This is a genomic window from Marinicella gelatinilytica (assembly GCF_026410405.1).
In the GTDB taxonomy this organism is placed as follows: domain Bacteria; phylum Pseudomonadota; class Gammaproteobacteria; order Xanthomonadales; family Marinicellaceae; genus Marinicella; species Marinicella gelatinilytica.
On sequence record NZ_JAPMLN010000010.1, the window covers coordinates 59,923 to 81,416 of the forward strand.

Here is a 21,494-nt window from a genome sequence, read left to right on the forward strand (position 1 = left end):
GAACAGTTAAATGACTTCATCTTGTAATAAATAGTTAGTTAACGCTGACATTGTTGACAATAATAACTGCTGCGACTGCCAATAAGGATGTTGCGTATTGTTTGATTACATTGTCGGCATGGTTGTCCTTGGTGGCCATACACTTGTAATTCTTGTTGGAAATATCCCGGCTTACCCTCACTGTTTGTAAAATCTTGTAAGGTGGTGCCGCCTGCTTTGATGGCTTTTTGCAGTACGGCTTTAATGGCGTTAGCCAAGCTTTCATAGCGTTGTAAACTAATGCGAGAAGCGGCTCGTTTTGGGTGGATGCCGGCTTGAAATAGTGCTTCAGCGGCATAAATATTGCCCACACCAACCACCACTTGGCTGTTCATGATAAAGTTTTTGACGGCCACTGTGCGGTTCTTAGCGGTGTCTTTCAACCACTGACCGTTAAAGTCATTGCTCAAAGGTTCTGGGCCTAAGGATGCGAGTAAAGAATGTTGTTCAGGGTGTTCATTGGTTAATAGGATGCAGCCAAAGCGCCTTGGGTCATGAAAACGTAATGTCTGTCCATCATGAAACTGTAGTTCAAAGTGGTCATGCTTTTTAACTGGTTGAGAAACAGGAACAACCGACATGGCACCTGACATGCCCAAATGCATTAGCAGGTGACGGCCGCCACTCAGTTTGGCTAAAATGTATTTACCGCGGCGACGAAGTTCGACGATTTGCTGGCCTTCAATATCACGAATGTCTGCTGGAATCGGCCAGCGCAATTGGGCTTGACGAACGATAACGTGGTTAATGGTTTTGTTGAGGATATATCGGTTAAGACCACGACGGGTGGTTTCCACCTCGGGTAATTCGGGCATGGTTACACAGCTTTGCCAATAAACTGGCTGATTAAACTATGGGCAACAGTAAATCGAGGCGCTAAAATAATGGAACCATCTTTTTGGCAAGCCAATAGTTCATCCCGAGAAAACCACCGAACATCTTCCATTTCATCATCTAATCGGATGTCTTCGCTGATACCTTCGGCTTTAAAGGCCAGCATTAAAGAAGCCGGAAAAGGCCAGGGTTGGGAGCCAAAATAAGACACATTTTTGATGCGAATATTTGATTCTTCATAGACTTCACGGTAAACCGCATCCTCAATGGTTTCACCGGCTTCCACAAAGCCCGCTAAGGTGGAATACACACCCGGTTTCCAATTATGTTTGCGTCCTAACAGGCAGCGATCATCTTTGGTGACCAATACAATAATGGCCGGTTCAATGCGCGGCCATTGGGCATGGCCGTTGGTGCATAACATTTTATGACCAACGCTTTCAATTTGGTTTAATTCACCGCAAATAGAACAATATTTTTTTTGACGTTGCCATAAATCTAAACCCCGCGAATATAAAGCAATATGGCCCAGGTCTTCATCCAAAGCCATGGCATAATCTCGAACAGATTCAAAGTGGCCGTGACGTTGTTGTGCCAGCTCATCTGCTTCTTGTTCAGTGAGTCCGCAGCTAAACCATAACTCGTCATGTAGAATACCTAAAAAACTTTCTCGTTCCGGTTGACCAATGGTATGGTCTGAGATGTAAAACAGGTTTTGTTCTTTCGGGTACAAATGTTTACCTTCAAAAACCGGAACAAAATGACATGCTTTTATTTTTTTTAATTGCTCAATCCGGTTTTTTTGGTTGCGCATGTCGGCGCATCGATCTAATTCTGTCCAAGTAAAATAAATTTGCTCGTTGCTCATATGGCAAAAGAACTGCCACATCCACACGTGGTTTTGGCATTGGGGTTATTGACCACAAACCGAGCGCCCTGTAAGTCCTCTAAATAATCAATGGTCGAGCCCATTAAATAAGGAAAGCTCATGGGATCCACCATTAAAGTGACCCCTTCTGATTCAATGGTCATGTCATCGCTATCGGTTTCCTCTTCAAAGGCAAACCCATACTGAAAACCCGAGCATCCGCCACCAATGATATAAACCCTGAATTTTAAATCAGGGTTCATTTCTTCAAGTACCAGCTGGTTAATTTTTTTAGCTGCCGGTTCGCTGATATTAATTTCACTCATGTTTTTGTTGCTTGTCTTTTTTATCGTGTTTGTTAATGTGGGTGACTTCACCGCCTTGATAAATAAGTTGGCCATTGATCTGTGAGCCGGTTTCCATCTCGATGTTGACGTAATAAATGTTTCCGCTAATACGTGCTTGACTGAGTACTTCGATTTTTCCGGTGGCGGTAATATCACCTTCTATGGTGCCGTTAATGACTAAGTTACCGGCTTTAATGGTGCCTTTAACGCGGCCATTTTCACTGATTGTTAGGGTGTCATTGTCATTTTCTGCAATGACAGAGCCTTCCACTTGGCCATCAAGGTGCATCATACCACTAAAGGTCATGTCACCTTTCATCCGTGTACTTTGGCCAATCAGGGTATCGAGTTGTTTTTGGTTGTTTTGTGCCATGGTTGTCTCTGGTTTACGTTTTTTGTTGAACATTATCTCTACCTCCAAAATTAGTTGGAGTCAGTTTGTGGTGGGGTGGTGTCAATCACCACTGGCGACTGTCCGGCGCCTTGCCAAATATCTTGCCATGCTATGCGGTCGGTGACAGTCTTCGGTTTATTATCTTGACTATGTAATTCTACTAAAAGTGCGGTTGGAATGAAACCATCGGGTAAGGTGATGGCGTAATTCTTAATTTGAAAGTACTTAAAAGAAAACTGGTTGTCTAAGTCAAATTGTTTAACGAGGTCTATTTGATTGGCTTTGTTGTCGGTTATTCCTAATAACTTAAGGCTGATGGTGCCGGTTTTATTGAGGGCTTTTTCTAATTTTTGTGCCAATACGATTTTTAATTGAATGTGGTTAGCCACCGGTTCCGCCACCGCTTCAAAAACCCGCAAAGTCTTAATGCTATCCTTGTGGCTCAAAAGATTTTCATAAAAGCCCACGTCAGCTTTTAGCTGGACTATTTCCTGGTTGAGCTTATCTAAATCCATTTTTAGAGACTGCAGTGCTTGGTCTTTAACTTTTAATTCTGTTTGGATGCGGCTCATGGTGATGGATTGTTGTTGGTTTTCTTCGGTTAACTGTTGGTTAATTTCAGTCCATGTTTGTTTTTGGCCTTTAAATGCTTTTAAGACATCCACGTCGTAATAGCGGCCGTAAAAAAATGCGACGACGATTAAACCGGTTAAGGTTGCCAATAACCAATGTCGCCGTATAAACGAAGGTTGTTCGTTGGCAGTTTGGATAATGTATTTGGGTGTTTTTGTGGACACTTGAGTTGTTGTTTTGATCAAAAAAAGGCATTATACCACCTGCCGGTGATCAGTGAGTTTGAGGATGTTGATAATTAAAACCATTCATATTTTTTTTGTGGTTAGTTGGTTTGCGTGTTTGTTCTACCTGCCACGGTTGTTTGTTAATCACGCCATGGTCGAGCAGGAGTCAGAGCGGCTGCTGTTGACCGGGCTGCAACAACGACTCATTAAAATGATGCGCTTTACCATGTGGGGGACTGTGATTTCAGCGATACTGCTGGTTTACAGCATTGCCGGTAAATCTTGGCTACTCTATATTAATCAAACTTGGTTTATCGCTAAAATGATCCTGGTGCTGGCTTTGATTGTTTACCATTATTATTGTTTTGCCATTCATAGACAATTTGTTGAGGGTGTCCAGAAACGCAGTCACGTCTGGTTTCGGTATTTTAATGAAATCCCGGCGCTTATCTTATTGATCGTTATCTATTTGGTGATTGCTAAACCCTTTTAGAGGTCTTTAGTTTGAGTGGTTTTAGATCAGGTTTTTAAAACCACAACCAGTGGTCTTACCTTTCAGGCTACCTTGGGCATTCAAAAATGCCATCCCTACATTTTTAGATAAAGTCGGTTTTTTCATAAAACCTTTTAGGCAAAATTTACAAAAGCTGTTTGTTTTATTGCAACTCAATGGTTTTGATATAAAAAAAGTATTTGAAAGCTGAAAGCAGAACTGATGAAACATTCTCGCTTATAATGACTTCTTAAGCGGTGGCAGTTAAAATACCGACCTATCGCTTTTAACAATTCATCTATTATGTTTGATAAAAATAACACCTTAAGCAAAACAGATCCGGATTTGATGGCCGCCATCGAACAGGAGAACCGGCGCCAGGAAGATCATATTGAGTTGATTGCTTCTGAAAACTACACCTCGCCTGCGGTGATGCAGGCCCAGGGTTCTCAACTCACCAACAAATACGCTGAAGGTTATCCGGGGCGTCGTTATTACGGTGGCTGTGAGTATGTGGATATCGCTGAGAATCTGGCTATTGAGCGGGTCAAAAAATTATTTGATGCCGATTATGCCAATGTGCAGCCGCATTCAGGCTCGCAGGCCAATCAGGCGGTATATATGGCCTTATTGCAACCCGGTGACACCATTTTAGGGATGTCATTGGCGCATGGTGGTCATTTAACCCATGGTTCGCCGGTAAATATGTCCGGTAAACTTTATAATGCCATTCAGTATGGTATTGATGAGGCCACCGGTGAAATTGATTTTGAAGAAGTGAGAAATCTGGCCATTGAGCATCAGCCCAAAATGATTATTGGTGGATTTTCTGCTTATTCCAAACGCATTGACTGGCAAAAGTTTAAAGATATTGCCGATGAAGTCGGTGCTTATTTTATGGTGGATATGGCCCATGTGGCCGGTTTAGTGGCGGCCGGGGTTTATCCCTCGCCGGTTAATATTGCAGATGTCACCACCTCAACCACCCATAAAACCCTGCGTGGTCCTCGTGGCGGTATTATTTTAGCCAGAGCCAATAAAGACATTGAAAAGAAATTGAATTCACTGGTTTTTCCGGGGATTCAAGGTGGCCCGCTCATGCATGTCATTGCAGCCAAAGCCACGGCTTTTAATGAAGCCTTACAGCCTGAATTCAAAACCTACCAACAAAATGTCGTTAAAAATGCCCAGGCCATGGCACAGGTTTTTATCGCGCGTGGTTTTGATGTGGTGTCAGGTGGCACCGAAAATCACTTGTTTTTACTCGATTTGGTGGCCAAAGACATCACCGGTAAAGATGCCGAAGCCCGTTTGGGTGAGGCTAATATTACGGTTAATAAAAATGCCGTACCCAATGACCCGCGCTCACCCTTTGTCACCAGTGGTTTACGATTGGGAACTCCGGCCGGTACCACACGAGGCTTTGATGCCGCTGATTTTAGTGACATTGCCGACTGGATGTGTGATATTCTGGAAGATATGGACAATGATGCCGTGTTGCTTGAAGTGCGCAAAAAAGTGGCTGAATTGTGTAAAGTTCACCCGGTTTACGGTTAACAATGAGTGGCCATTTTGTCACACTTGAAGGATGAATACAGCGGCATGAGTCAGCACAGAAAAAACAAACGATTACCTGAGCCTCTGGCTCGCAAACACCGCGCCCGTAAGCGTCTGGTGCAAGCCTTATACCAGATGCATTACAACGATGAGTCGGTGTCCTCGGTGATTAATCAATTTATCGAAGAGCAAGACTTCAAAAAAGTGGATATGGCCTTTTTTGAAAAGGCTTTGCGTTATATCGCTGCCAATCGCACCACCATTGAGGCCTTAATTGATCCCCATGTGGGCCGTGAAAAAGCTTCATTGGGTGCGGTTGAATATGCGGTGTTACTGGTGGCTGCGTATGAGCTGTCGCAAAGTATTGAAACACCGTTCAAGGTTGTTATTAATGAGGCGGTTATTTTAACCACGGAGTTTGGTGCCGAAGGTGGGCATAGTTTTGTCAATGGCGTGTTAAAACAAGTGGCCGCTGAAACCCGTCCGCATGAATTGGGTGTGTGATTAACGAATTCGATCTTATCAAACAGCTCCAGTCGTTGGTTCATGGTCAGGACCGGGCCGTAACCCTGGGCATCGGCGATGATGCCGCGGTGATTGATCCTGCCTTAATTCCTGCCGGTCACCAAATGGTTATTGCCACCGATACGCTGGTGGTGGGTCGTCATTTTAAAGCGGATGATAAGCCTGAAGATATTGGTCATAAAGCCATCGCCGTTAATTTAAGCGATATGGCCGCCATGGCAGCTCAACCCAAGTGGGTTTTGATGAATTTAACCTTACCCGCTGTCGATGGGCCATGGATTGCAGGTTTTAGTCGGGGTGTCAGTGGTTTATTGAAAAAACACCGGGTGGAATTAATTGGCGGCGACACCACATCCGGGCCGCTTGCCATCGGTTTCACTGTTATCGGCTTGTCAAAAAATCCGAAAAAACGAAAAGATGCTCGGGCGGGTGATTTAGTCGTGGTCAGTGGTGAGCTGGGCAGTGCTGCCTTTGCGCTCAACAATCCCGGCGTCAACGATTATTGTGATGCACAACTCAAACGGCCTCAGCCGCGATTTGATGTCGCCGAGGCAGTGATTGATTACGCCCGTGCCATGATTGATGTTTCAGATGGATTGCTGGCGGATTTGGGTCATATCTGCGAGGCATCGGCTATGGGTGCGCAACTGGATGTGGAAAAAATGCCGGTCTATGAGCCCATTAAAAGTGATTCACAATGGTTGGACTACGTGTTAAGCGGTGGTGATGATTATCAATTATGTTTCACCATTCGACCAGAGGATGAATCCTTGTTACCGCCGGATTGTACGGTGATTGGGCATATGTGTGCCGGATCGGGTGTCACTGTTTATGACAAAGGTCAGCGTATTGAAGTTAAACGGTCGGGTTTTGATCATTTTGGGTAAAACTTAAATTGCGACTCCTTCGGGCTTGACCCGGAGGTCCATTTTTGAAATAGATATAAAAATGAGTAATCGTTTAGAATTTAGACATTATAGCAAGACAATTAAAAGCGACTGCTTTTGTTTGCTATCGCAAACTGGATCTCCGGGTCAAGCCCGAAGACGACGCGGCTTATGAATAAAACACAGAAAATAGCATTAACCACACCGTCCGGCTTTCTGGCCTTTGGTTTTGGCAGCGGTTTGGCGCCGGTGGCGCCGGGGACGTTTGGGACACTGATGGCGATTCCTTTGTATCTGGCCTTGCAGACCTTGCCGCCTTTAATGTACTTAGCCGTCGTGGTGGCTGCCTTTATCGGCGGAGTCTGGATTTGTGGCCGTGCCGGCAAAGCCTTGGGCGTGCATGATCATGGTGGCATTGTCTGGGATGAGTTTGTCGGTTTTTGGATCACCATGTGGTTGGTGCCGTTTCATTGGACTTGGCTGTTGGCCGGATTTATTTTATTTCGTCTGTTTGATATTGTGAAACCCTTTCCCATTGGTTGGATTGACAAAAAAGTCTCCGGTGGTTTTGGGGTAATGATTGATGATGTGGTGGCGGGTATTTATGCGTGGTTGATTTTAATGCTGGCCAGATATTTTTTATGATGCCTGATGCTTAATGAAAATTCTGTATCTCCGAAACCAGTGAACAGTCTCATGGCGAGTGGCACAAACACCGACAAAACCCTACTCAAAGACACTGGGTGCCGGCCTTCGCCGGCACGGGTTAATGTTGAATGATGAAGATGAATCACTGTGGAAGTTAGGGTATGAAGAAGATTATTGTGTTGGGTGGTGGTCGTATTGGTCGGGTGATTGCTTTAAACCTCAGTGAAGACCATGTCGTCTGTTTGACGGATTTACAGAAGCCCGATGCGTTACCGGATGGTATTGAATTTAAACAACTGGATGTCACCGACAAAGCCGCCTTACAAAAGATGGTGGCAGATTATGATTTGGTGGTCGGTGCCTTACCCAGCGTCCTGGGCTTTAAGGCTTTAAAAGCAGTATTGGAAACCGGGCAATCGATGGTGGATATTTCATTTTTTACCAAAGATCCGCTGCAATTGGATGATTTTGCTAAAAAACATAATGCCACGGCGATTGTTGATATGGGGCTGGCGCCGGGTTTAACCAATTTATTTGCCGGCCATTTTGTGGCGACTTATGAGCAGGTGGATGAATTGACTTGTCTGGTCGGAGGTTTGCCGGTTGAGAGAAACTTACCGTTTGAATACAAAGCACCATTTGCACCCCTGGATGTGATTGAAGAATACACCCGTCCGGCACGTATGAAGAGAAATGGTCAGGATTTAGTGTTACCACCGTTAACTGAAATCGAAACATTGCATGTCCCCGGAATCGGTGACCTTGAAGCTTTTAATACCGACGGCTTACGGACATTATTAACCACCGTTGATATTCCAACCATGGCCGAAAAAACCATCCGCTATCCCGGTCATGCGCAGTTTATTACGCAGTTAAAACAAGCCGGGTTTTTTAACGATGCCCACCGTGAGAATACCGCCGAAGTTCTGCAAAAACAGTGGCAATTTCAAGCCGGCGAACAAGACCTGACAGTACTGGAAATTCGGGTCAAAGGTATTCGTGTCGGTCAGCAAACAAGTGAAATCTACCGCATGGTGGATCATTATGACACTGAAAATTACATCAGCTCCATGGCCCGTACCACCGGCTACACCTGTGCCGCGACAGCTCGTTTAATGCTGAATAATAAGGTTATGCCAGGCGTACTGGCACCGGAGCATTTAGGTCAGGATGTGCACCACTTTGAATACCTCTTGGCCAATTTAGCGCAACACAACATCAAAATTAAACCCTGCACATAAAAAAGGGCTTCGTGAAGAAGCCCAAAACTAAGTCGTTATTTTGTTGACTACTAATTAAGGTGCTGAATCCATAACAAGTTGTACCGCGCACATTTTTTGATCAGTAGTTGAAGTCGGAGAATAAAAACGAATCATATATTTATAATTTGCATTATCGATGACAACGCGAGGCGATAAATAATCAACTATAAACCCGTATCCGGTGTCACCAGTTGAGCTGAGTGTATTTTCAATGACAAAGTTACCTGTAAAATCAACAGAAGCCAAGTAAACTTCTGTGCTAGCGCTACTGCTGTCTTCAAATGCATAACGCACACCAAATATTTCATGGCCATCTGGTAACTGTAGTGGTAAATCAAAGTATCCACTACCATAGATACAACCTTTGCTACCATAGTTTAAAGTAACTGATGATGAATACGGCGTGGCGGCAGTGGCAATTAAATTTATAGTGTAGATACCATCACCGTAAGTTTTGTTAGAAGATAAAAAGTCAAACGCTTTTTCATCTTCAGTAAAATTGTTCTTAATTGTCGTGTGATTTGTTGGAAACTGGTCTGAATTTAAATCCGATTCATCCTGCAGTGAAGTTTGACAAAAACTTCCACCTGATACAGATAATCCAGCGATTAAGGATAATTTAAGTGTTAAAAGTTTCATGGTATTTCTCCTTTGGATTAACGGTAAAAGTTGTTGACAAAGATTACATCACTCGCAACATCCGGTGGCACATAACCAATCCGATAGCCACAGAGTGAGATATCGGAATCATTAGCGCGCTGTCGAACGACAAGTGGATTACTGTATCCTATGGTGTAATCAAGAAAGCCACCTTCACTGAACCGACCTGGTATGGCTGATCCGCCTGAAGGGTGGGTTTCAAGGTCAGTCCATGTATTGGTATTATTGTCGCGCTCAACCAACCAGGATGAGGCTTGAGCAGTGCCGCTATTGTCGACACCAAATGCTGAAAAAGAGACAACTTTTGATCCATTGGGTAGGTCAACGGCATCATCTATTTGAACTGTGCCTGCTAAAGGTGTTTTGCAACCAGAATAAGTGTAAGAATAAGTGCCGCTTGAAGAACTCTGCATGGCGGATCCCACTGCTGAATAATAGCGGATTGAAGTACCGCCAACAGGACGATTTTCATCGACCATAGTTTTGGTATTATCGCTGATTATTTCACCGTCACGATTGATTTCAAATCCCAATGGTGCATTCGCTTCCATATCAAGTAAATCGTCACTGTTGAGATAGACTGTATCACCGGCAAAGACAGTACTGCATGCCATTAAACCGGCTATTTTAATTAAATGTTTCATAATAATTACTCCTGTTTTTTAAGGTGTGGCTGTCATATTAAGCCGAGCACCGCACATTATTTGATCGATACCGGGCGAGCCTGGTTGAAAACGCAAGACATAAGCATAATTTGCATTATCAATAAAGTGCGGCGTGGATATGTTTTCATAATGACTCGTATAGACGCCGGCGCTACCGCTTGAAGTAACTGATTGTAAAGAGCTATAAGTTCCGGTATTTTGGTTGATTCGGTACAAAGTAACTTGACTATTGCTACTGGCACTGTTGTCGTCATAAAAGTACCGTATGCCATTAATTCTATGACCACCAGGTAGTTGAATATTAACATCGAAAAGACCCACCACGTTGGCGTAAAAACAGCCTTTGTTGGCGTAAGTGTAATCGTTGTCGCTGCTCATTATGGGAACGCTTCCTGATGCGGCAATATTCAAATGATAGGTACCGGAAAAACTTTTGTCGGACAGTTCGTCCTGATTGTCATCTTGATATTTAACTTTGGTGACGGTAAATTGATCGGTTATATCAATAGTCTCATCCGGCACCGTTGATTGGGCCGAGATTGAGGTTGATACCATGGCGGTGATCCAAGCCATGGATTTAATGGATAGATATTTCATTGTACTCTCCTCTGAAAAAAATGGTGCTAAGCTGTTAACTTAACTTGCCCCAGTTTACTCCTAAAGAGAACAACCTGCCACTGAAAAACAGTGATACAGTTCACAAAAATGAAGCTAAATCAAGAAAATTAACGGAAAACAGTGAAGAAATGCGTATTTTTGCAGAGCGTTGAGCATAGTGAGTTGCCACGTCAATGGACTAAAAAGTCCATGAAAAAATAATCACAGTCAAGTTCTAGACAGGTTGATGGTCAAGTGATCGGCTTGTCAATGTATCAATTTACAGGATAAAACTTATGACGTCAGCAGTTCGTCCAGATATTGAAGTGCCACTTCGGTGGGTTTGTTGAGTTTTGAGGCATCTTCTGAGGGCCAGACTTTGGCGCGTAGTGTGGTGGGCATGGGGGGGGGTGTGAGGGTGCTGACTTTAACCCCCTGGTTTTCACATTCTTGAGACAGAATTTTTGCAAACTGCTCGATGGCAGCTTTGGCGACACCGTATTGTCCCCAGTAGGCTTTGGCGGTTAAGTTCAGGTCATCTGAGGTAAAAATAATGTGGCCTTTGGCTTTCAGTAATAGCGGTAACAAGGCTTGGGTCAGAAAAATCGGTGAATTAACATTAACCTGCATTTCTTTGAGCCAGCGAGACGCTTCATACAATATAAAGGGTGATAAACTACCGAATTCAACAGCGGTATGAATCAAGCCGTCTAAGCGTCCGAAGTGTTTTTCTAATTGTTTGGCCAGCTGAATGTAATCATTGGGTGTGGCGCCAATTAGGTCCATGGGGTAAATAACCGGCTCGGGTAAACCGCGTTTTAACAGTTCGTCACAGAGTTTATCTAAAGTTTTCGGGCTTTTGTCACTAATCACTAAATTGGCCTGTTGTTGTGACAAACGTAACGCAATGGCTGAGCCCAAGCCGCCGCAAGCGCCGGTAAGAAAGTAAGTTTTTCCTTTAAGTTGATGGTATTTATCCATGGTAACGTAAAATTCGATGTGTCTGAATTTTAACAGTTTATTCGCGCAGATATAGAAATATTTTGAATTCACTGAAGCAGTGGTGAAATATATCGATTAATTGCTAAATATTTGATTGGGATCTTTCGTTACAATCTCGTTAAATAAGTCAACCAGATGGCGTTTTTTTTATGGTAATATCTATGCCTTTGGCTGATTCGGGTCATGTAAAACACCCGATATCAGATATTTTCTAAGCCTAAATAAATAAATTCTATGACTGCAAACACAAATCCTTTATCAGCCTCTACAGCTAACCTCAATCCCCAAGTAATGAATCATCCGGCGGGGCTTTTTATTTTATTTTTTACTGAAATGTGGGAGCGTTTTAGCTTCTATGGTATGCGGGCTTTGCTGGTGCTGTTTTTGGTAACTGCCATTTCAGATGGTGGTTGGGGTTGGTCCAGAGAGAATGCGGGTATTTTATATGCCTGGTACACCGGTTTGGTTTATTTAACGCCTTTAATTGGTGGTTGGTTAGCCGACCGTTACATGGGTTTTAGAAGTGCTGTTGTTTGGGGTGCTTTATTAATGACCTTAGGCCACGGTTCGCTGGCTTTTGAAACGCAAAGCAGTTTTTATTTAGGACTGGCTTTACTGGTGGCCGGTAATGGTTTGTTTAAACCCAATATCTCTTCGATGGTGGGAGGTCTCTATAAGGATGATAAAAAGAAGGACAGCGCCTACACCATTTTTTATATGGGAATCAATGCCGGTGCTTTTTTGGGTATTATGCTGTGCGGTTATGTCGGTGAAATGGTTGGCTGGTCTTATGGATTTGGGCTGGCCGGGGTGTTTATGTTTTTCGGGTTACTGCAGTTTTACTTTGCCCAAAAGCTGTTAGGCTCTAATGGTGACAAGCCAATGCGGGTTAATGTCGCTGAAGATATTCATGAAATCCAAGACCACCCTTTAAATAAACAAGAGAAAGATCGTTTATTGGTGATTGCGGTTTTTGCTTTATTTGTGGTGGTGTTTTGGTGGGCTTTTGAGCAAGCCGGAAGCTCCATGACGATATTTGCCAAAGATTATACCGGTCGCTTATTAACCGGATTACCTGCCACAATCTATGTATGGTCTAACTTTTTCCTGACTGTTTTACCGGTGGCTGTGGTGACATGGGTGTTGATTTTATTGTTTAAACGGACTTTTAAAACGATACCGTTATCGAATATCTTTTTAGGCACTAGTTTTGCCATTATTTGGGGTATTGTGATTTGGAAGGTGTATAGTGAATTTACTTCAACTGACCAAATTGAGATACCGGCTTCCTGGTTTGGGGTGTTAAATTCGTTTTTTATTATTACCTTGGCACCTTTATTTTCTAAACTTTGGGAAACCCGCTTTAATCCATCAGGACCGGCCAAATTTGCTTTGGGCTTGGTGCTTTTGGGTATTGGTTTTGGCTTTTTAGCTTATGGCGCCAGCGGTATTCAAATGGGTGCTGCCACCGCTTCTGTTTCCATATTTTGGTTGATTGCTGCTTACTTTTTCCACACCACCGGTGAACTGTGTTTGTCTCCAGTGGGTTTATCTTATGTCAGCAAATTGGCGCCGAAAAAACTGTTGGGTCTTATGTTTGGGGTCTGGTTTCTGGCTAATTTCGTGGCTAATTTAGTTGGTGGTTATACCGCCAGCTATATTGATGACATTAATGCCAGCATGGGCTTATCTGGATTCTTTATGATCTTTACCGCCATTCCAATCGCTGCCGGTGTATTGATGATGGTGTTGTCGCCCTGGTTGCGCAAACGTATGCACGGTATCCATTAACTTATCATCTAATAAGAGGAGTGAATAAATGACAACTGATGTAATTGGTTCGGCCACCACAGGTGATGGCAAAGACTATAAAACCTTGTGGGGACATCCCATTGGTTTGTATGTGTGTTTTGCCACAGAACTATGGGAGCGCTTTTCGTTCTACGGCATGAAATACCTGCTGTTGCTTTATTTAACCAAATACCATCTATTTACCGATGAAAATGGATTGGGTATCGTCGGCGCTTATGCTGGTTTGGTGTATGCCTTACCACTGGTGGGTGGTTTATTGGCGGACCGTTATTTAGGTATGCGCAAGGCCGTTATCTTCGGTGGCGTATTATTGGTGATGGGTCACTTATTGATGGCGGTGGAAGGCACCAAAGCGACCATGGTGGCCGGTGAAGTGATGCGTGATCAGTTTGCCATTAATGTGTTTTATTTGGCTTTGGCTTTAATTGTTTTGGGGGTTGGTTTTTTAAAACCCAATATTTCAACCATTGTTGGTAAGTTATACCATGAAGATGATCCGCGCCGTGATTCGGGTTTCACGATTTTCTACCAAGGTATTAACATTGGCTCGTTTGTGGCCACAATTATTTGTGCCTGGTTGGGCGAAACCTATGGTTGGAGTTATGGTTTTGGTGCCGCCGGTTTAGGTATGTTGATTGGTTTAGTGACTTTTTTATGGGGTCAAAAATATCTGTATGGACATGCTGAGCCGAATAATCCGAAGGTTTTAAAAGAATCTTTTCTGGGGCCAATTAATAAGGAGTGGGGCATTTATATTGTTTCCGTCCTGTCGTTGGTTCTCATTTGGTTTTTGGTGCAGAAAATTGCCATTGTATTTTTTACCCAAAATTTATTCCTATTGATGGCGGTGGTGGGATTGACCTACTATGCCATGTTTTATAAAAACGAAGATCAGAATCGCGGCTTGGCAAAGATTTTTGCCGCAGTGATTATTATCTTTGGATTGCTGGCTGTGATTGGTTTTACCATCGATCATTTTCCGGACTCGCTGCTGAGTCAGGTGGCTGTCTTTAATACTTTTGCTGAATGGATTGAACCGTTGGCCTATGTACTGCTGGGCATGATTATTGCTTTTAGCATATACGGTTTTTTGAAAACTTCAGGCGAAAGTTACTCGCGCATGATTGTGTTGATGTTTTTAATTGTTTCCACCATTGTGTTTTGGGCGCTGTTTGAACAGTCGGCCAGTTCCATGACTTTATTTGCCGATCGGGTCATTGATCGTCGTTTAATCAATGCTGAATTAACCAATGGTGATGCCTGGTTGTTTTATGTGCTGGCCGTGATTTCATTTGCCATTGCCGCTTTAGGTTTTAAAACAGCCAATGCCTATCGCCGTATTCATAACAGTCCATTAAGATCCGTGTTAATGCCGACCGTTTTGGTGGGTTTGGTTGATATTGTATTGGTGCTGGGTGTGGTTATTTATCAATTTGGCGGTGAGTGGATTACCTATTTTTCTTATTTAGGTATCTTTTTGCTGCTGTTAACATCGGTGGTTAAAGCCATGTCCTTGGCCTTTATATTAATCGGGTTTTTCTTTAACCGTGATAAAGCCACCACCATTACCCAAACAGATGCCACCTCATCGGCCGCCAGTATCAGCATTATAGCCGTGACCATGCTGATTGTTGGTGGTATCTGTGCTTATTATGGTTTGTTCCATTTGGGCGGTTTGGCAGATGGTGAAGTTGAGCGTCTTGTGATTGAACCCACAGCCGGACAATTTGGTTCACTCAATGCCTTATTTATCTTTACTTTAGCGCCTTTATTTGCCGCTTTATGGGTTAAATTGGCGCGGGTTAATTTAGATCCCAGCACGCCGGTGAAATTTTCCTTAGGTCTTATACAAGTGGGCTTGGGTTTTGGGGCTTTATTGATCGGCGCCTTAATGCCTGATGCGTCCGGTAAAGTTGCTTGGGTTTGGTTAATGTTGGCATACTTGCTGCATACCACAGGCGAATTAAGTTTATCGCCGGTCGGTTTATCGGCGGTGACTAAGCTGTCCATTAAGAGTGTGGTGAGTATGGTTATGGGCGTTTGGTTCTTGGCCACTTCCTTATCGGAAGTGGTGGCCGTGTTGTTGGCTAAAATTGCAGCGCTTGACCCCGAAGAGTTAACCACGCTTACAGTGTCGCAACAATTAGATAAATATAACGAACTGTGGACCACCTTATTGTATTTAGGTGTTGGTTTTGGTTTGGTGTTGTTGCTGCTGAGTCCGCTATTGAAAAAAGGCATGAAGGGCTTACATTAAACCTGTCTTTATGTTCAGTTAAGCCCTTAAAGACAAACACTTTAAGGGCTTTTCTTATCGCACCATGCCAATATATTGTTATCGACAAACAGAACAAAACGGTTGCGACCTGTGTCGCCACGGTTTTGAGTTGCGCCAAAAAATAACGGATGTTCCGTTACAACACTGTCCTGAATGTGGTGTGCCAGTTAACAAAATTATCACAGCGGTACATGTTCATACCGGCTTAACCAGTGGTGGTGGGCACACGCTGAGTGAGAAAAATATAAGTAAACAAGGTTTTACCCAGTATCGCAAAGTGGGGCCGGGCCAATACGAGAAAACCGCCGGCAAGCAAGGCCCTGATCAGTTCAATGCCAAAGATCTTAAGGATTAATGCCGTTTAAATCAGCGAAAGAATGCTGTGACGAATACGCCGGGATAAGATGGCTTTCGAACCCTGGTACATGGGTTCTAAATTTTCAGTCAGAATGATTTTACCTGTATCATCAATTTCTATGATGGCTTCTTCGCTGAGTTGCTTAATAAAATGTTTGAAGAGATTTCTGTCAAAGAAGTCTGGAGAGTTAAACTCGTATAGTAAAGTCAATTGACTGGCAATTTGATGGCATAAAGATTCCAGATCATTTGCTGTTAGGGTACCGGAACCTTTTGATTTAAGCACCGCAATGACAATAAAAAACCGTTCATAGGTTTGCATCAGGGCATTGGCCAGCACCCTTAACTTTCCTGCTTGTAAAGAGCCGCCCACATGACGCTGTAATTGTCGTCCGTCAGATTGTAATAAATCATGGTCCTTGAATATTTTGAGGGTTTGCCGGCCATAATCAATGAATTCTTCGCGAGACCACTGCAAAAATAATTCATTTTTAATGTATGGGTAAATAATGGCCATCATCCGTAATAAATCTTTACGCGGGTATTTGGCCTGGTTAATAAAAAACATGGCAATAAAAGAACTGGCAGCAAAAAGATGCAGTACATTATTGCGGTAATAAGTCATCATCACGCCCATATCCTGCTTCACCCTAACAACATCGCCAAGATCATGTGAAACTTGCTCAATAAACCCCAGTTTTATACCTTGATCGATAATTTCTTTTTCTGATAAGTTGGTGATGGTGGTTCTGTCAGAATAAGGAAGGTCGCGCAATAAGGTTTTATAGAGATGAATTTGTGCCATTAAATTTGACATTGAGGCAGCTTGATTGGGTGTGGCCAATAAACTCACTGCCAGTAAATTAATGGGGTTGACATGTGATGCCCTGTTAATATTTGTCAAAATGAGGTTGCCGGCTTCTGAAACCACATTTTTAAACCAAGTGGGTTTTTCCTTAACACCTAAGCGCAGGTTACGCCAATCAGCTTTATGTTTGTCCAAAATATCATCCAGCTCAATGGCTTCGGCAAAATTAACTGTCAGCCGTCCATATTCATCTTTGAGAAGTTTTAAAGTTTTGAAAAGACCGCCAATGGATTCTTTTTTCTTGGCCTCACCGCCTAGTTCTGATTTGTAGGAAGCGCCTTCCATGAGTTTTTCATAGTTCAATGAGGCGGGCAGGAATACCAAGGGTTTACCACGTTCATTGATATAACTACGCACTGTCATGGCTAACATGCCGGCTTTTGGGTGCAGTAATCGACCGGTGCGACTGCGGGTACCTTCAATAAAGTATTCAATGGACACGCCGTGGGCGATTAAAGAGCTTAAATATTCAGAAAAAATGGTGGAATATAAAGTCGAATTAAATGAGCGTCGAATAAAAAATGCGCCTGACCCACGGAGAAGACGGCCTATGATGGGTAGATTTAAGTTTATGCCGGCAGCTATGTGAGGCGGAACCAAGCCCTTTTCGTAGAGTGAATAAGACAGGATTAAATAATCAATGTGACTGCGATGACAAGGGGTGTATATGATTTCCTTTTCGGTGGTTAAGCCACGAAATTCTGCATAAAAATTTAATTTAACACCATCGTAAACACGGGTCCAGAACCAACGAAACACTTTATGCATTAAACGGATATTACTGTAAGAGTAATCAGCCGCGATTTCACGGATAATTTTTTCAGCTTCTCGCTGGGCTTTATCCTCGGAAACTTTTTGTCGCACAGCGTAGTTTTTAATTTCAGTCTGTACCAAAGGCCGAGCCAAGATGTTTTTGGCGATGGTCCGGCGATGCGATAGGTCTTGACCAACCACTGCGGTTTTAACCCGATTAAAATGCAAGCGAAGAACACGAGATAATTTATGTGACAGGGCCTTTGAATCATCTTCCCTGTTGTCTAAATTTTTATCAACCACAATCGGCCGGCTTAAACGCACCAATGTGTGATTGCCATGAGCCAAAATACTGAAAAACTTTCGTAATCGTCCGGTGATTCCCCAGCGTTCAGAAAACAATATTTTAAATAGGCCGTGATTTTTGTCAGGTGCCCGCCCTAAAAATACGGAAACCGGTATAAGCTGTAAAGATTTATCGGGATTTTGGCGAATGGTTTGTATCAGTTCTTCAAGCTGTTGTTCAAAATGAAGATAATCTACGCGACGTCGGAACAGGCCGGTGATTTTTTTATTGGCCAATATACTGCTGTCAGCTTTGAGTTTGGTTGATGTCTGGTCGTCATCGATAACGGCGACCGGTACAGGCAAATGACCCCGTCTGATTTCCTCAAGCAAAATACTGCGTGATACCATGGAGTCAGCCGATAATACGTACATAAACGGTTTATCGGCTGCCACACCTAAGGTGCTCAAATCATCCGGGCTGTATTCAACGCGTACCCGAAGATAGAGTAATTTACTGAGAAGCGACATAAGTCAGACAGGGCTGACGAATCAGCCCTTAATGTTCATTTATTGTGGGTTAACAACCCAAATACCATCACGTTTAATCATGGTAACAGGACTGCAAGCGGTTTTACCAAAAACCTCATAACTGGCGATCATGGTGGCTTGTTCGCCATTGATGGTAACGTCAGAGACCTGAGCTGAACTTAATATGGCATTGACGTCAATGCCGTGCGCATTCAGTGCGTTCTTGAATCCACTAAAAACTTGACCACCCATTTCTAAGGCTTCATCAAAATTAAGATTTTGTAAATCATCTGCAGATGACAAGTCTAAATCACGACCCATGGCGACCAACTCGGCGATGCTGTTTTTAACTTTATCTTCTTGCAAGATATCGTTGTCCATAATCCAGGTAACGGTGGCGTCAACCACTTCCGAGTTACTGTTACAACGCGGCGCCAAGCTGGTCTTGTCGGCCCCCAATTGTTGGCTGATTTGGTCTTTGGCACCCATTAGCATCATTGGCATAAAAGCACGTACTTGGGTGAGTTGCGGCGCAATCATGGCAAACAATTGTTGTTCTGCGTCATCTTGGTTAATCAAAGCCAAACCTTCATTAAACTGAGCTTTCTGTTCAGCATCCATAGGTTCATTTTTCTTGGCTTCAAATTCAGTGACCAGTTCGTTATATTTATCTTGCGATAAACTATTTTTAACAGCGGCCTGAATGTCGCTTTCAGCCAGCGTATTCATGGTTAATAAAAAAGCGCCATCAGGCGTATTTTTGTCCAAATCAGAGGTATCAATTTGGCCGGCATCGTCGCTGCCACAGCTTATTAAAAACAGCGCGGTGAAGGTCAGAAGAAAAGTATTGCGAAATCGTGTTTTCATTGTCGTTATCGTTTAAAAAGAGACATATTATCCCTGTTAATGGATTTATTCACAAGCTTCACTATAAAATATAGCGGCTTAGGTCTTCATCTTTCGCCAATTCACCGACGGTTTTATCAACCAATTCAGCATTGATAACATATTCTTTACCGGCGTTATCGCTGGCGACAAATGCCACCTCATCAAGTATTTTCTCAAGCACTGTGTGTAAACGTCTGGCACCGATGTTTTCAGTGCTTTCATTGACAGAGAACGATATTTCAGCAATGCGTCGAATACCATCTTCGGTAAATATCAAATCCACATCTTCGGTACCGATTAAGGCCCTGTATTGCTCAGTGAGTGAGTGTTTTGGTTCTGTTAAAATACGTTCAAAATCTTTACTGGTGAGGGCCCGTAACTCAACACGAATGGGTAATCGACCCTGTAATTCGGGGATTAAATCAGATGGTTTGGCCAGGTGAAAGGCCCCTGAAGCGACAAATAAGATATAGTCAGTTTTAATTTGGCCGTATTTGGTGTTGACCACAGTGCCCTCAATAAGCGGTAACAAGTCACGCTGAACACCTTCTCGAGAAACCTGACCAGAGTCGCCTAATCCACTGCCTTTAGCCACTTTATCAATTTCATCCAAAAAGACGATGCCGTTTTGTTCGGCGTTTTGCAGTGCTTGGTGCTTGATTTCTTCTTCGTTAATGAGTTTTTGCGCTTCTTCTTCCACCAATATCGGTCGCGCGGCTTTGATGGTCAGTTTCTTTGTTTGTTGTTTTTTGCGACCCATGCTTTCGAACATATTTTGCAATTGATCGGTCATTTCTTCCATACCCGGTGGTCCCATGATGTCCACACCGAGATTTTGACTGACTTTGATTTCTATTTTTTTATCTTCTAAATCACCATTGCGAAGGCGTTCTAAGAATTTTTGACGCGTGGCATGATCACGCTCTCCATCCTGTTCTCCGGGAATGGTGCTGCCACTGCGTTGTGGTAGTAAATAGTCTAAAATACGTTGTTCGGCAGCCGCTTCAGCACTTTTCACGACTTTACGTTTGGCGGCTTCACGGGTTCTTTTCATGGAAGTTTCCACCAGATCACGAATTATGGATTCCACATCCTTACCCACATAGCCCACCTCAGTGAATTTTGTGGATTCTACTTTTATAAACGGGGCATCGGCCAACACCGCTAAACGTCGGGCAATCTCGGTTTTGCCGACACCGGTGGGGCCAATCATAAGAATGTTTTTAGGGGTAATTTCTTTCGCCAGCTTAGGGTCTAATTGCATCCGGCGCCATCGATTTCGCAAAGCGATGGCAACGGCTCGCTTGGCCTGACTTTGACCAATAATATGTTTATCCAGTTCTTGGACGATTTCTCTGGGTGTCATGTTCGACATAATGTTTCCTTATTTAAAAGCTTTGTTTTGATGATGTGGTTTTACAAAAAAGCCATCAGTGATGCCCGTGAGGGCAATTAAAAATTCACCAGTCAAAACAAAGGTTTGGTTAAATATCTAATGTTTCAATGGTGTGATTATGGTTGGTATATATACAAATATCGGCAGCAATGGTTAAGGCATCTTTAACCAGTTGTTCAGCCGGTATTTCGGTGTTTTTCATCATGGCCAGGGCAGCGGCTTGGGCAAATGGACCGCCTGAGCCAATGGCAATCAGTCCTTGTTCCGGTTCAATCACGTCACCATTTCCGGAAATAATGAGTGATGTTGTTTTATCGGCGACTGCTAAGAGCGCTTCTAAACGGCCCAAGCGGCGATCAGTTCGCCATTCTTTGGCCATGGCCACGGCAGAACGGACCAGATTGCCGGAGTGTTTTTCCAGTTTAGCTTCAAACACTTCAAATAGTGTGAAGGCATCGGCAGTGGCACCGGCAAAACCGGCCAATACTTGGTTGTTGTAAAGTCTGCGTATTTTACGGGCATTGGATTTCATGATGGTGTTGCCAAGCGTCACTTGACCATCTCCGCCGATAACCACTTGTTTGTCGTTGCGGTAACTAACAATGGTGGTACCGCGATAATTGTGCATGGATTCTTTCATGGTATTGGGTGTATTAAGGTAATCCAAGAAATGGGTTGTGCCGGCTAAAATTCAAGTCAAATTTAAATAGAGACCTTTGTATTAATGGTGAATCGAATTAAAACCAAA

General features: G+C 43.3%; 22 protein-coding genes. 9 read left to right on the plus strand and 13 right to left on the minus strand.

Annotation, left to right across the window (positions count from 1 at the left end; all coding sequences use genetic code 11):
* Positions 1 to 38: 38 nt before the first annotated feature.
* From mutM to OS173_RS07995, 5 genes are read right to left on the minus strand one after another with little or no spacing between them, the layout of a single operon-like run.
* Positions 39 to 854 carry a bifunctional DNA-formamidopyrimidine glycosylase/DNA-(apurinic or apyrimidinic site) lyase gene (mutM, locus tag OS173_RS07975; protein WP_267183746.1) on the minus strand — a complete coding sequence of 272 codons (816 nt, stop codon included), beginning with the start codon at positions 852 to 854 and terminating at the stop codon, positions 39 to 41.
* Between the two features lie 2 nt (positions 855 to 856).
* Positions 857 to 1,741 (minus strand): NAD(+) diphosphatase, encoded by an 885-nt coding sequence (gene nudC, locus OS173_RS07980; RefSeq protein ID WP_267183747.1) that lies wholly within the window; start codon positions 1,739 to 1,741, stop codon positions 857 to 859.
* On the minus strand, positions 1,738 to 2,067 hold the full coding sequence (gene erpA / locus OS173_RS07985; protein WP_267183748.1) for an iron-sulfur cluster insertion protein ErpA: 330 nt from the start codon (positions 2,065 to 2,067) through the stop codon (positions 1,738 to 1,740). Before erpA ends, nudC begins: the two co-directional genes overlap by 4 nt.
* Positions 2,060 to 2,494: a bactofilin family protein gene (locus OS173_RS07990; RefSeq protein WP_267183749.1), complete on the minus strand. Its 435-nt coding sequence runs from the start codon at positions 2,492 to 2,494 to the stop codon at positions 2,060 to 2,062. The genes erpA and OS173_RS07990 overlap by 8 nt, the downstream gene beginning before the upstream one ends.
* Before the next feature lie 17 nt (positions 2,495 to 2,511).
* On the minus strand, positions 2,512 to 3,279 hold the full coding sequence (locus OS173_RS07995) for a DUF6776 family protein (RefSeq protein ID WP_267183750.1): 768 nt from the start codon (positions 3,277 to 3,279) through the stop codon (positions 2,512 to 2,514).
* A 64-nt stretch (positions 3,280 to 3,343) separates the two neighbouring features.
* Here OS173_RS07995 and OS173_RS08000 point away from each other — a divergent pair, with 64 nt between their 5' ends.
* From OS173_RS08000 to OS173_RS08025, 6 genes are all read left to right on the plus strand, one after another.
* Complete coding sequence (locus OS173_RS08000; protein WP_267183751.1) at positions 3,344 to 3,775, plus strand: CopD family protein; 432 nt, start codon at positions 3,344 to 3,346, stop codon at positions 3,773 to 3,775.
* 303 nt (positions 3,776 to 4,078) lie between these two features.
* A complete protein-coding gene (gene glyA / locus OS173_RS08005; RefSeq protein ID WP_267183752.1) occupies positions 4,079 to 5,332 on the plus strand; it encodes a serine hydroxymethyltransferase in 1,254 nt (417 codons plus the stop codon).
* Between the two features lie 45 nt (positions 5,333 to 5,377).
* Positions 5,378 to 5,836: a transcription antitermination factor NusB gene (gene nusB / locus OS173_RS08010; RefSeq protein WP_267183753.1), complete on the plus strand. Its 459-nt coding sequence runs from the start codon at positions 5,378 to 5,380 to the stop codon at positions 5,834 to 5,836.
* Entirely contained in the window at positions 5,833 to 6,744 is a 912-nt protein-coding gene (thiL, locus tag OS173_RS08015; protein ID WP_267183754.1) for a thiamine-phosphate kinase, read from the plus strand. The genes nusB and thiL overlap by 4 nt, the downstream gene beginning before the upstream one ends.
* Positions 6,745 to 6,915: 171 nt before the next feature.
* The gene (locus OS173_RS08020; protein WP_267183755.1) at positions 6,916 to 7,389 is read left to right on the plus strand and encodes a phosphatidylglycerophosphatase A family protein; all 474 of its coding nucleotides are present in this window, start codon (positions 6,916 to 6,918) and stop codon (positions 7,387 to 7,389) included.
* 164 nt (positions 7,390 to 7,553) lie between these two features.
* A complete protein-coding gene (locus tag OS173_RS08025) occupies positions 7,554 to 8,633 on the plus strand; it encodes a saccharopine dehydrogenase family protein (RefSeq protein WP_267183756.1) in 1,080 nt (359 codons plus the stop codon).
* Positions 8,634 to 8,687: 54 nt separating this feature from the next.
* Here the strand turns inward: OS173_RS08025 and OS173_RS08030 are convergent, their stop codons facing one another.
* The 4 genes from OS173_RS08030 to OS173_RS08045 all read right to left on the minus strand — a co-directional run bounded on the left by OS173_RS08030 (position 8,688) and on the right by OS173_RS08045 (position 11,557).
* Positions 8,688 to 9,293: a hypothetical protein gene (locus tag OS173_RS08030; protein ID WP_267183757.1), complete on the minus strand. Its 606-nt coding sequence runs from the start codon at positions 9,291 to 9,293 to the stop codon at positions 8,688 to 8,690.
* 17 nt (positions 9,294 to 9,310) lie between these two features.
* Complete coding sequence (locus OS173_RS08035; RefSeq protein ID WP_267183758.1) at positions 9,311 to 9,958, minus strand: hypothetical protein; 648 nt, start codon at positions 9,956 to 9,958, stop codon at positions 9,311 to 9,313.
* Between the two features lie 18 nt (positions 9,959 to 9,976).
* Positions 9,977 to 10,576, minus strand: coding sequence for a hypothetical protein (locus tag OS173_RS08040; RefSeq protein ID WP_267183759.1), 600 nt, complete (start codon positions 10,574 to 10,576; stop codon positions 9,977 to 9,979).
* A gap of 294 nt (positions 10,577 to 10,870) precedes the next feature.
* Complete coding sequence (locus OS173_RS08045) at positions 10,871 to 11,557, minus strand: SDR family NAD(P)-dependent oxidoreductase (RefSeq protein WP_267183760.1); 687 nt, start codon at positions 11,555 to 11,557, stop codon at positions 10,871 to 10,873.
* Between the two features lie 255 nt (positions 11,558 to 11,812).
* Between OS173_RS08045 and OS173_RS08050 the strand changes: the two genes are divergently transcribed.
* From OS173_RS08050 to OS173_RS08060, 3 genes are all read left to right on the plus strand, one after another.
* A complete protein-coding gene (locus OS173_RS08050; protein WP_267183761.1) occupies positions 11,813 to 13,369 on the plus strand; it encodes a peptide MFS transporter in 1,557 nt (518 codons plus the stop codon).
* 28 nt (positions 13,370 to 13,397) lie between these two features.
* On the plus strand, positions 13,398 to 15,647 hold the full coding sequence (locus tag OS173_RS08055) for a peptide MFS transporter (protein ID WP_267183762.1): 2,250 nt from the start codon (positions 13,398 to 13,400) through the stop codon (positions 15,645 to 15,647).
* A gap of 64 nt (positions 15,648 to 15,711) precedes the next feature.
* Entirely contained in the window at positions 15,712 to 16,023 is a 312-nt protein-coding gene (locus OS173_RS08060; protein ID WP_267183763.1) for an FmdB family zinc ribbon protein, read from the plus strand.
* Between the two features lie 6 nt (positions 16,024 to 16,029).
* Here the strand turns inward: OS173_RS08060 and plsB are convergent, their stop codons facing one another.
* The 4 genes from plsB to hslV all read right to left on the minus strand — a co-directional run bounded on the left by plsB (position 16,030) and on the right by hslV (position 21,413).
* Positions 16,030 to 18,462, minus strand: coding sequence for a glycerol-3-phosphate 1-O-acyltransferase PlsB (gene plsB, locus OS173_RS08065; protein WP_267183764.1), 2,433 nt, complete (start codon positions 18,460 to 18,462; stop codon positions 16,030 to 16,032).
* A gap of 39 nt (positions 18,463 to 18,501) precedes the next feature.
* On the minus strand, positions 18,502 to 19,329 hold the full coding sequence (locus OS173_RS08070; protein WP_267183765.1) for a hypothetical protein: 828 nt from the start codon (positions 19,327 to 19,329) through the stop codon (positions 18,502 to 18,504).
* A 61-nt stretch (positions 19,330 to 19,390) separates the two neighbouring features.
* Positions 19,391 to 20,725 (minus strand): ATP-dependent protease ATPase subunit HslU, encoded by a 1,335-nt coding sequence (gene hslU / locus OS173_RS08075; protein WP_267183766.1) that lies wholly within the window; start codon positions 20,723 to 20,725, stop codon positions 19,391 to 19,393.
* A gap of 109 nt (positions 20,726 to 20,834) precedes the next feature.
* On the minus strand, positions 20,835 to 21,413 hold the full coding sequence (gene hslV / locus OS173_RS08080; RefSeq protein ID WP_456085707.1) for an ATP-dependent protease subunit HslV: 579 nt from the start codon (positions 21,411 to 21,413) through the stop codon (positions 20,835 to 20,837).
* Positions 21,414 to 21,494: the final 81 nt, after the last annotated feature.

Excerpts from the sequence above, each read along its gene's own strand:
- OS173_RS08035 (WP_267183758.1), bottom strand. The coding sequence starts at position 9,958 with ATGAAACATTTAATTAAAATAGCCGGTTTAATGGCATGCAGTACTGTC.
- OS173_RS08040 (WP_267183759.1), bottom strand. The coding sequence starts at position 10,576 with ATGAAATATCTATCCATTAAATCCATGGCTTGGATCACCGCCATGGTA.
- OS173_RS07990 (WP_267183749.1), bottom strand. The coding sequence starts at position 2,494 with ATGTTCAACAAAAAACGTAAACCAGAGACAACCATGGCACAAAACAAC.
- hslU (WP_267183766.1), bottom strand. The coding sequence starts at position 20,725 with ATGTCGAACATGACACCCAGAGAAATCGTCCAAGAACTGGATAAACAT.
- OS173_RS08030 (WP_267183757.1), bottom strand. The coding sequence starts at position 9,293 with ATGAAACTTTTAACACTTAAATTATCCTTAATCGCTGGATTATCTGTA.
- OS173_RS08070 (WP_267183765.1), bottom strand. The coding sequence starts at position 19,329 with ATGAAAACACGATTTCGCAATACTTTTCTTCTGACCTTCACCGCGCTG.
- glyA (WP_267183752.1), top strand. The coding sequence starts at position 4,079 with ATGTTTGATAAAAATAACACCTTAAGCAAAACAGATCCGGATTTGATG.
- OS173_RS08060 (WP_267183763.1), top strand. The coding sequence starts at position 15,712 with ATGCCAATATATTGTTATCGACAAACAGAACAAAACGGTTGCGACCTG.
- OS173_RS08050 (WP_267183761.1), top strand. The coding sequence starts at position 11,813 with ATGACTGCAAACACAAATCCTTTATCAGCCTCTACAGCTAACCTCAAT.
- plsB (WP_267183764.1), bottom strand. The coding sequence starts at position 18,462 with ATGTCGCTTCTCAGTAAATTACTCTATCTTCGGGTACGCGTTGAATAC.
- OS173_RS08045 (WP_267183760.1), bottom strand. The coding sequence starts at position 11,557 with ATGGATAAATACCATCAACTTAAAGGAAAAACTTACTTTCTTACCGGC.
- OS173_RS08025 (WP_267183756.1), top strand. The coding sequence starts at position 7,554 with ATGAAGAAGATTATTGTGTTGGGTGGTGGTCGTATTGGTCGGGTGATT.
- OS173_RS08000 (WP_267183751.1), top strand. The coding sequence starts at position 3,344 with ATGTTGATAATTAAAACCATTCATATTTTTTTTGTGGTTAGTTGGTTT.
- OS173_RS08020 (WP_267183755.1), top strand. The coding sequence starts at position 6,916 with ATGAATAAAACACAGAAAATAGCATTAACCACACCGTCCGGCTTTCTG.
- erpA (WP_267183748.1), bottom strand. The coding sequence starts at position 2,067 with ATGAGTGAAATTAATATCAGCGAACCGGCAGCTAAAAAAATTAACCAG.
- OS173_RS08055 (WP_267183762.1), top strand. The coding sequence starts at position 13,398 with ATGACAACTGATGTAATTGGTTCGGCCACCACAGGTGATGGCAAAGAC.
- nusB (WP_267183753.1), top strand. The coding sequence starts at position 5,378 with ATGAGTCAGCACAGAAAAAACAAACGATTACCTGAGCCTCTGGCTCGC.
- nudC (WP_267183747.1), bottom strand. The coding sequence starts at position 1,741 with ATGAGCAACGAGCAAATTTATTTTACTTGGACAGAATTAGATCGATGC.
- mutM (WP_267183746.1), bottom strand. The coding sequence starts at position 854 with ATGCCCGAATTACCCGAGGTGGAAACCACCCGTCGTGGTCTTAACCGA.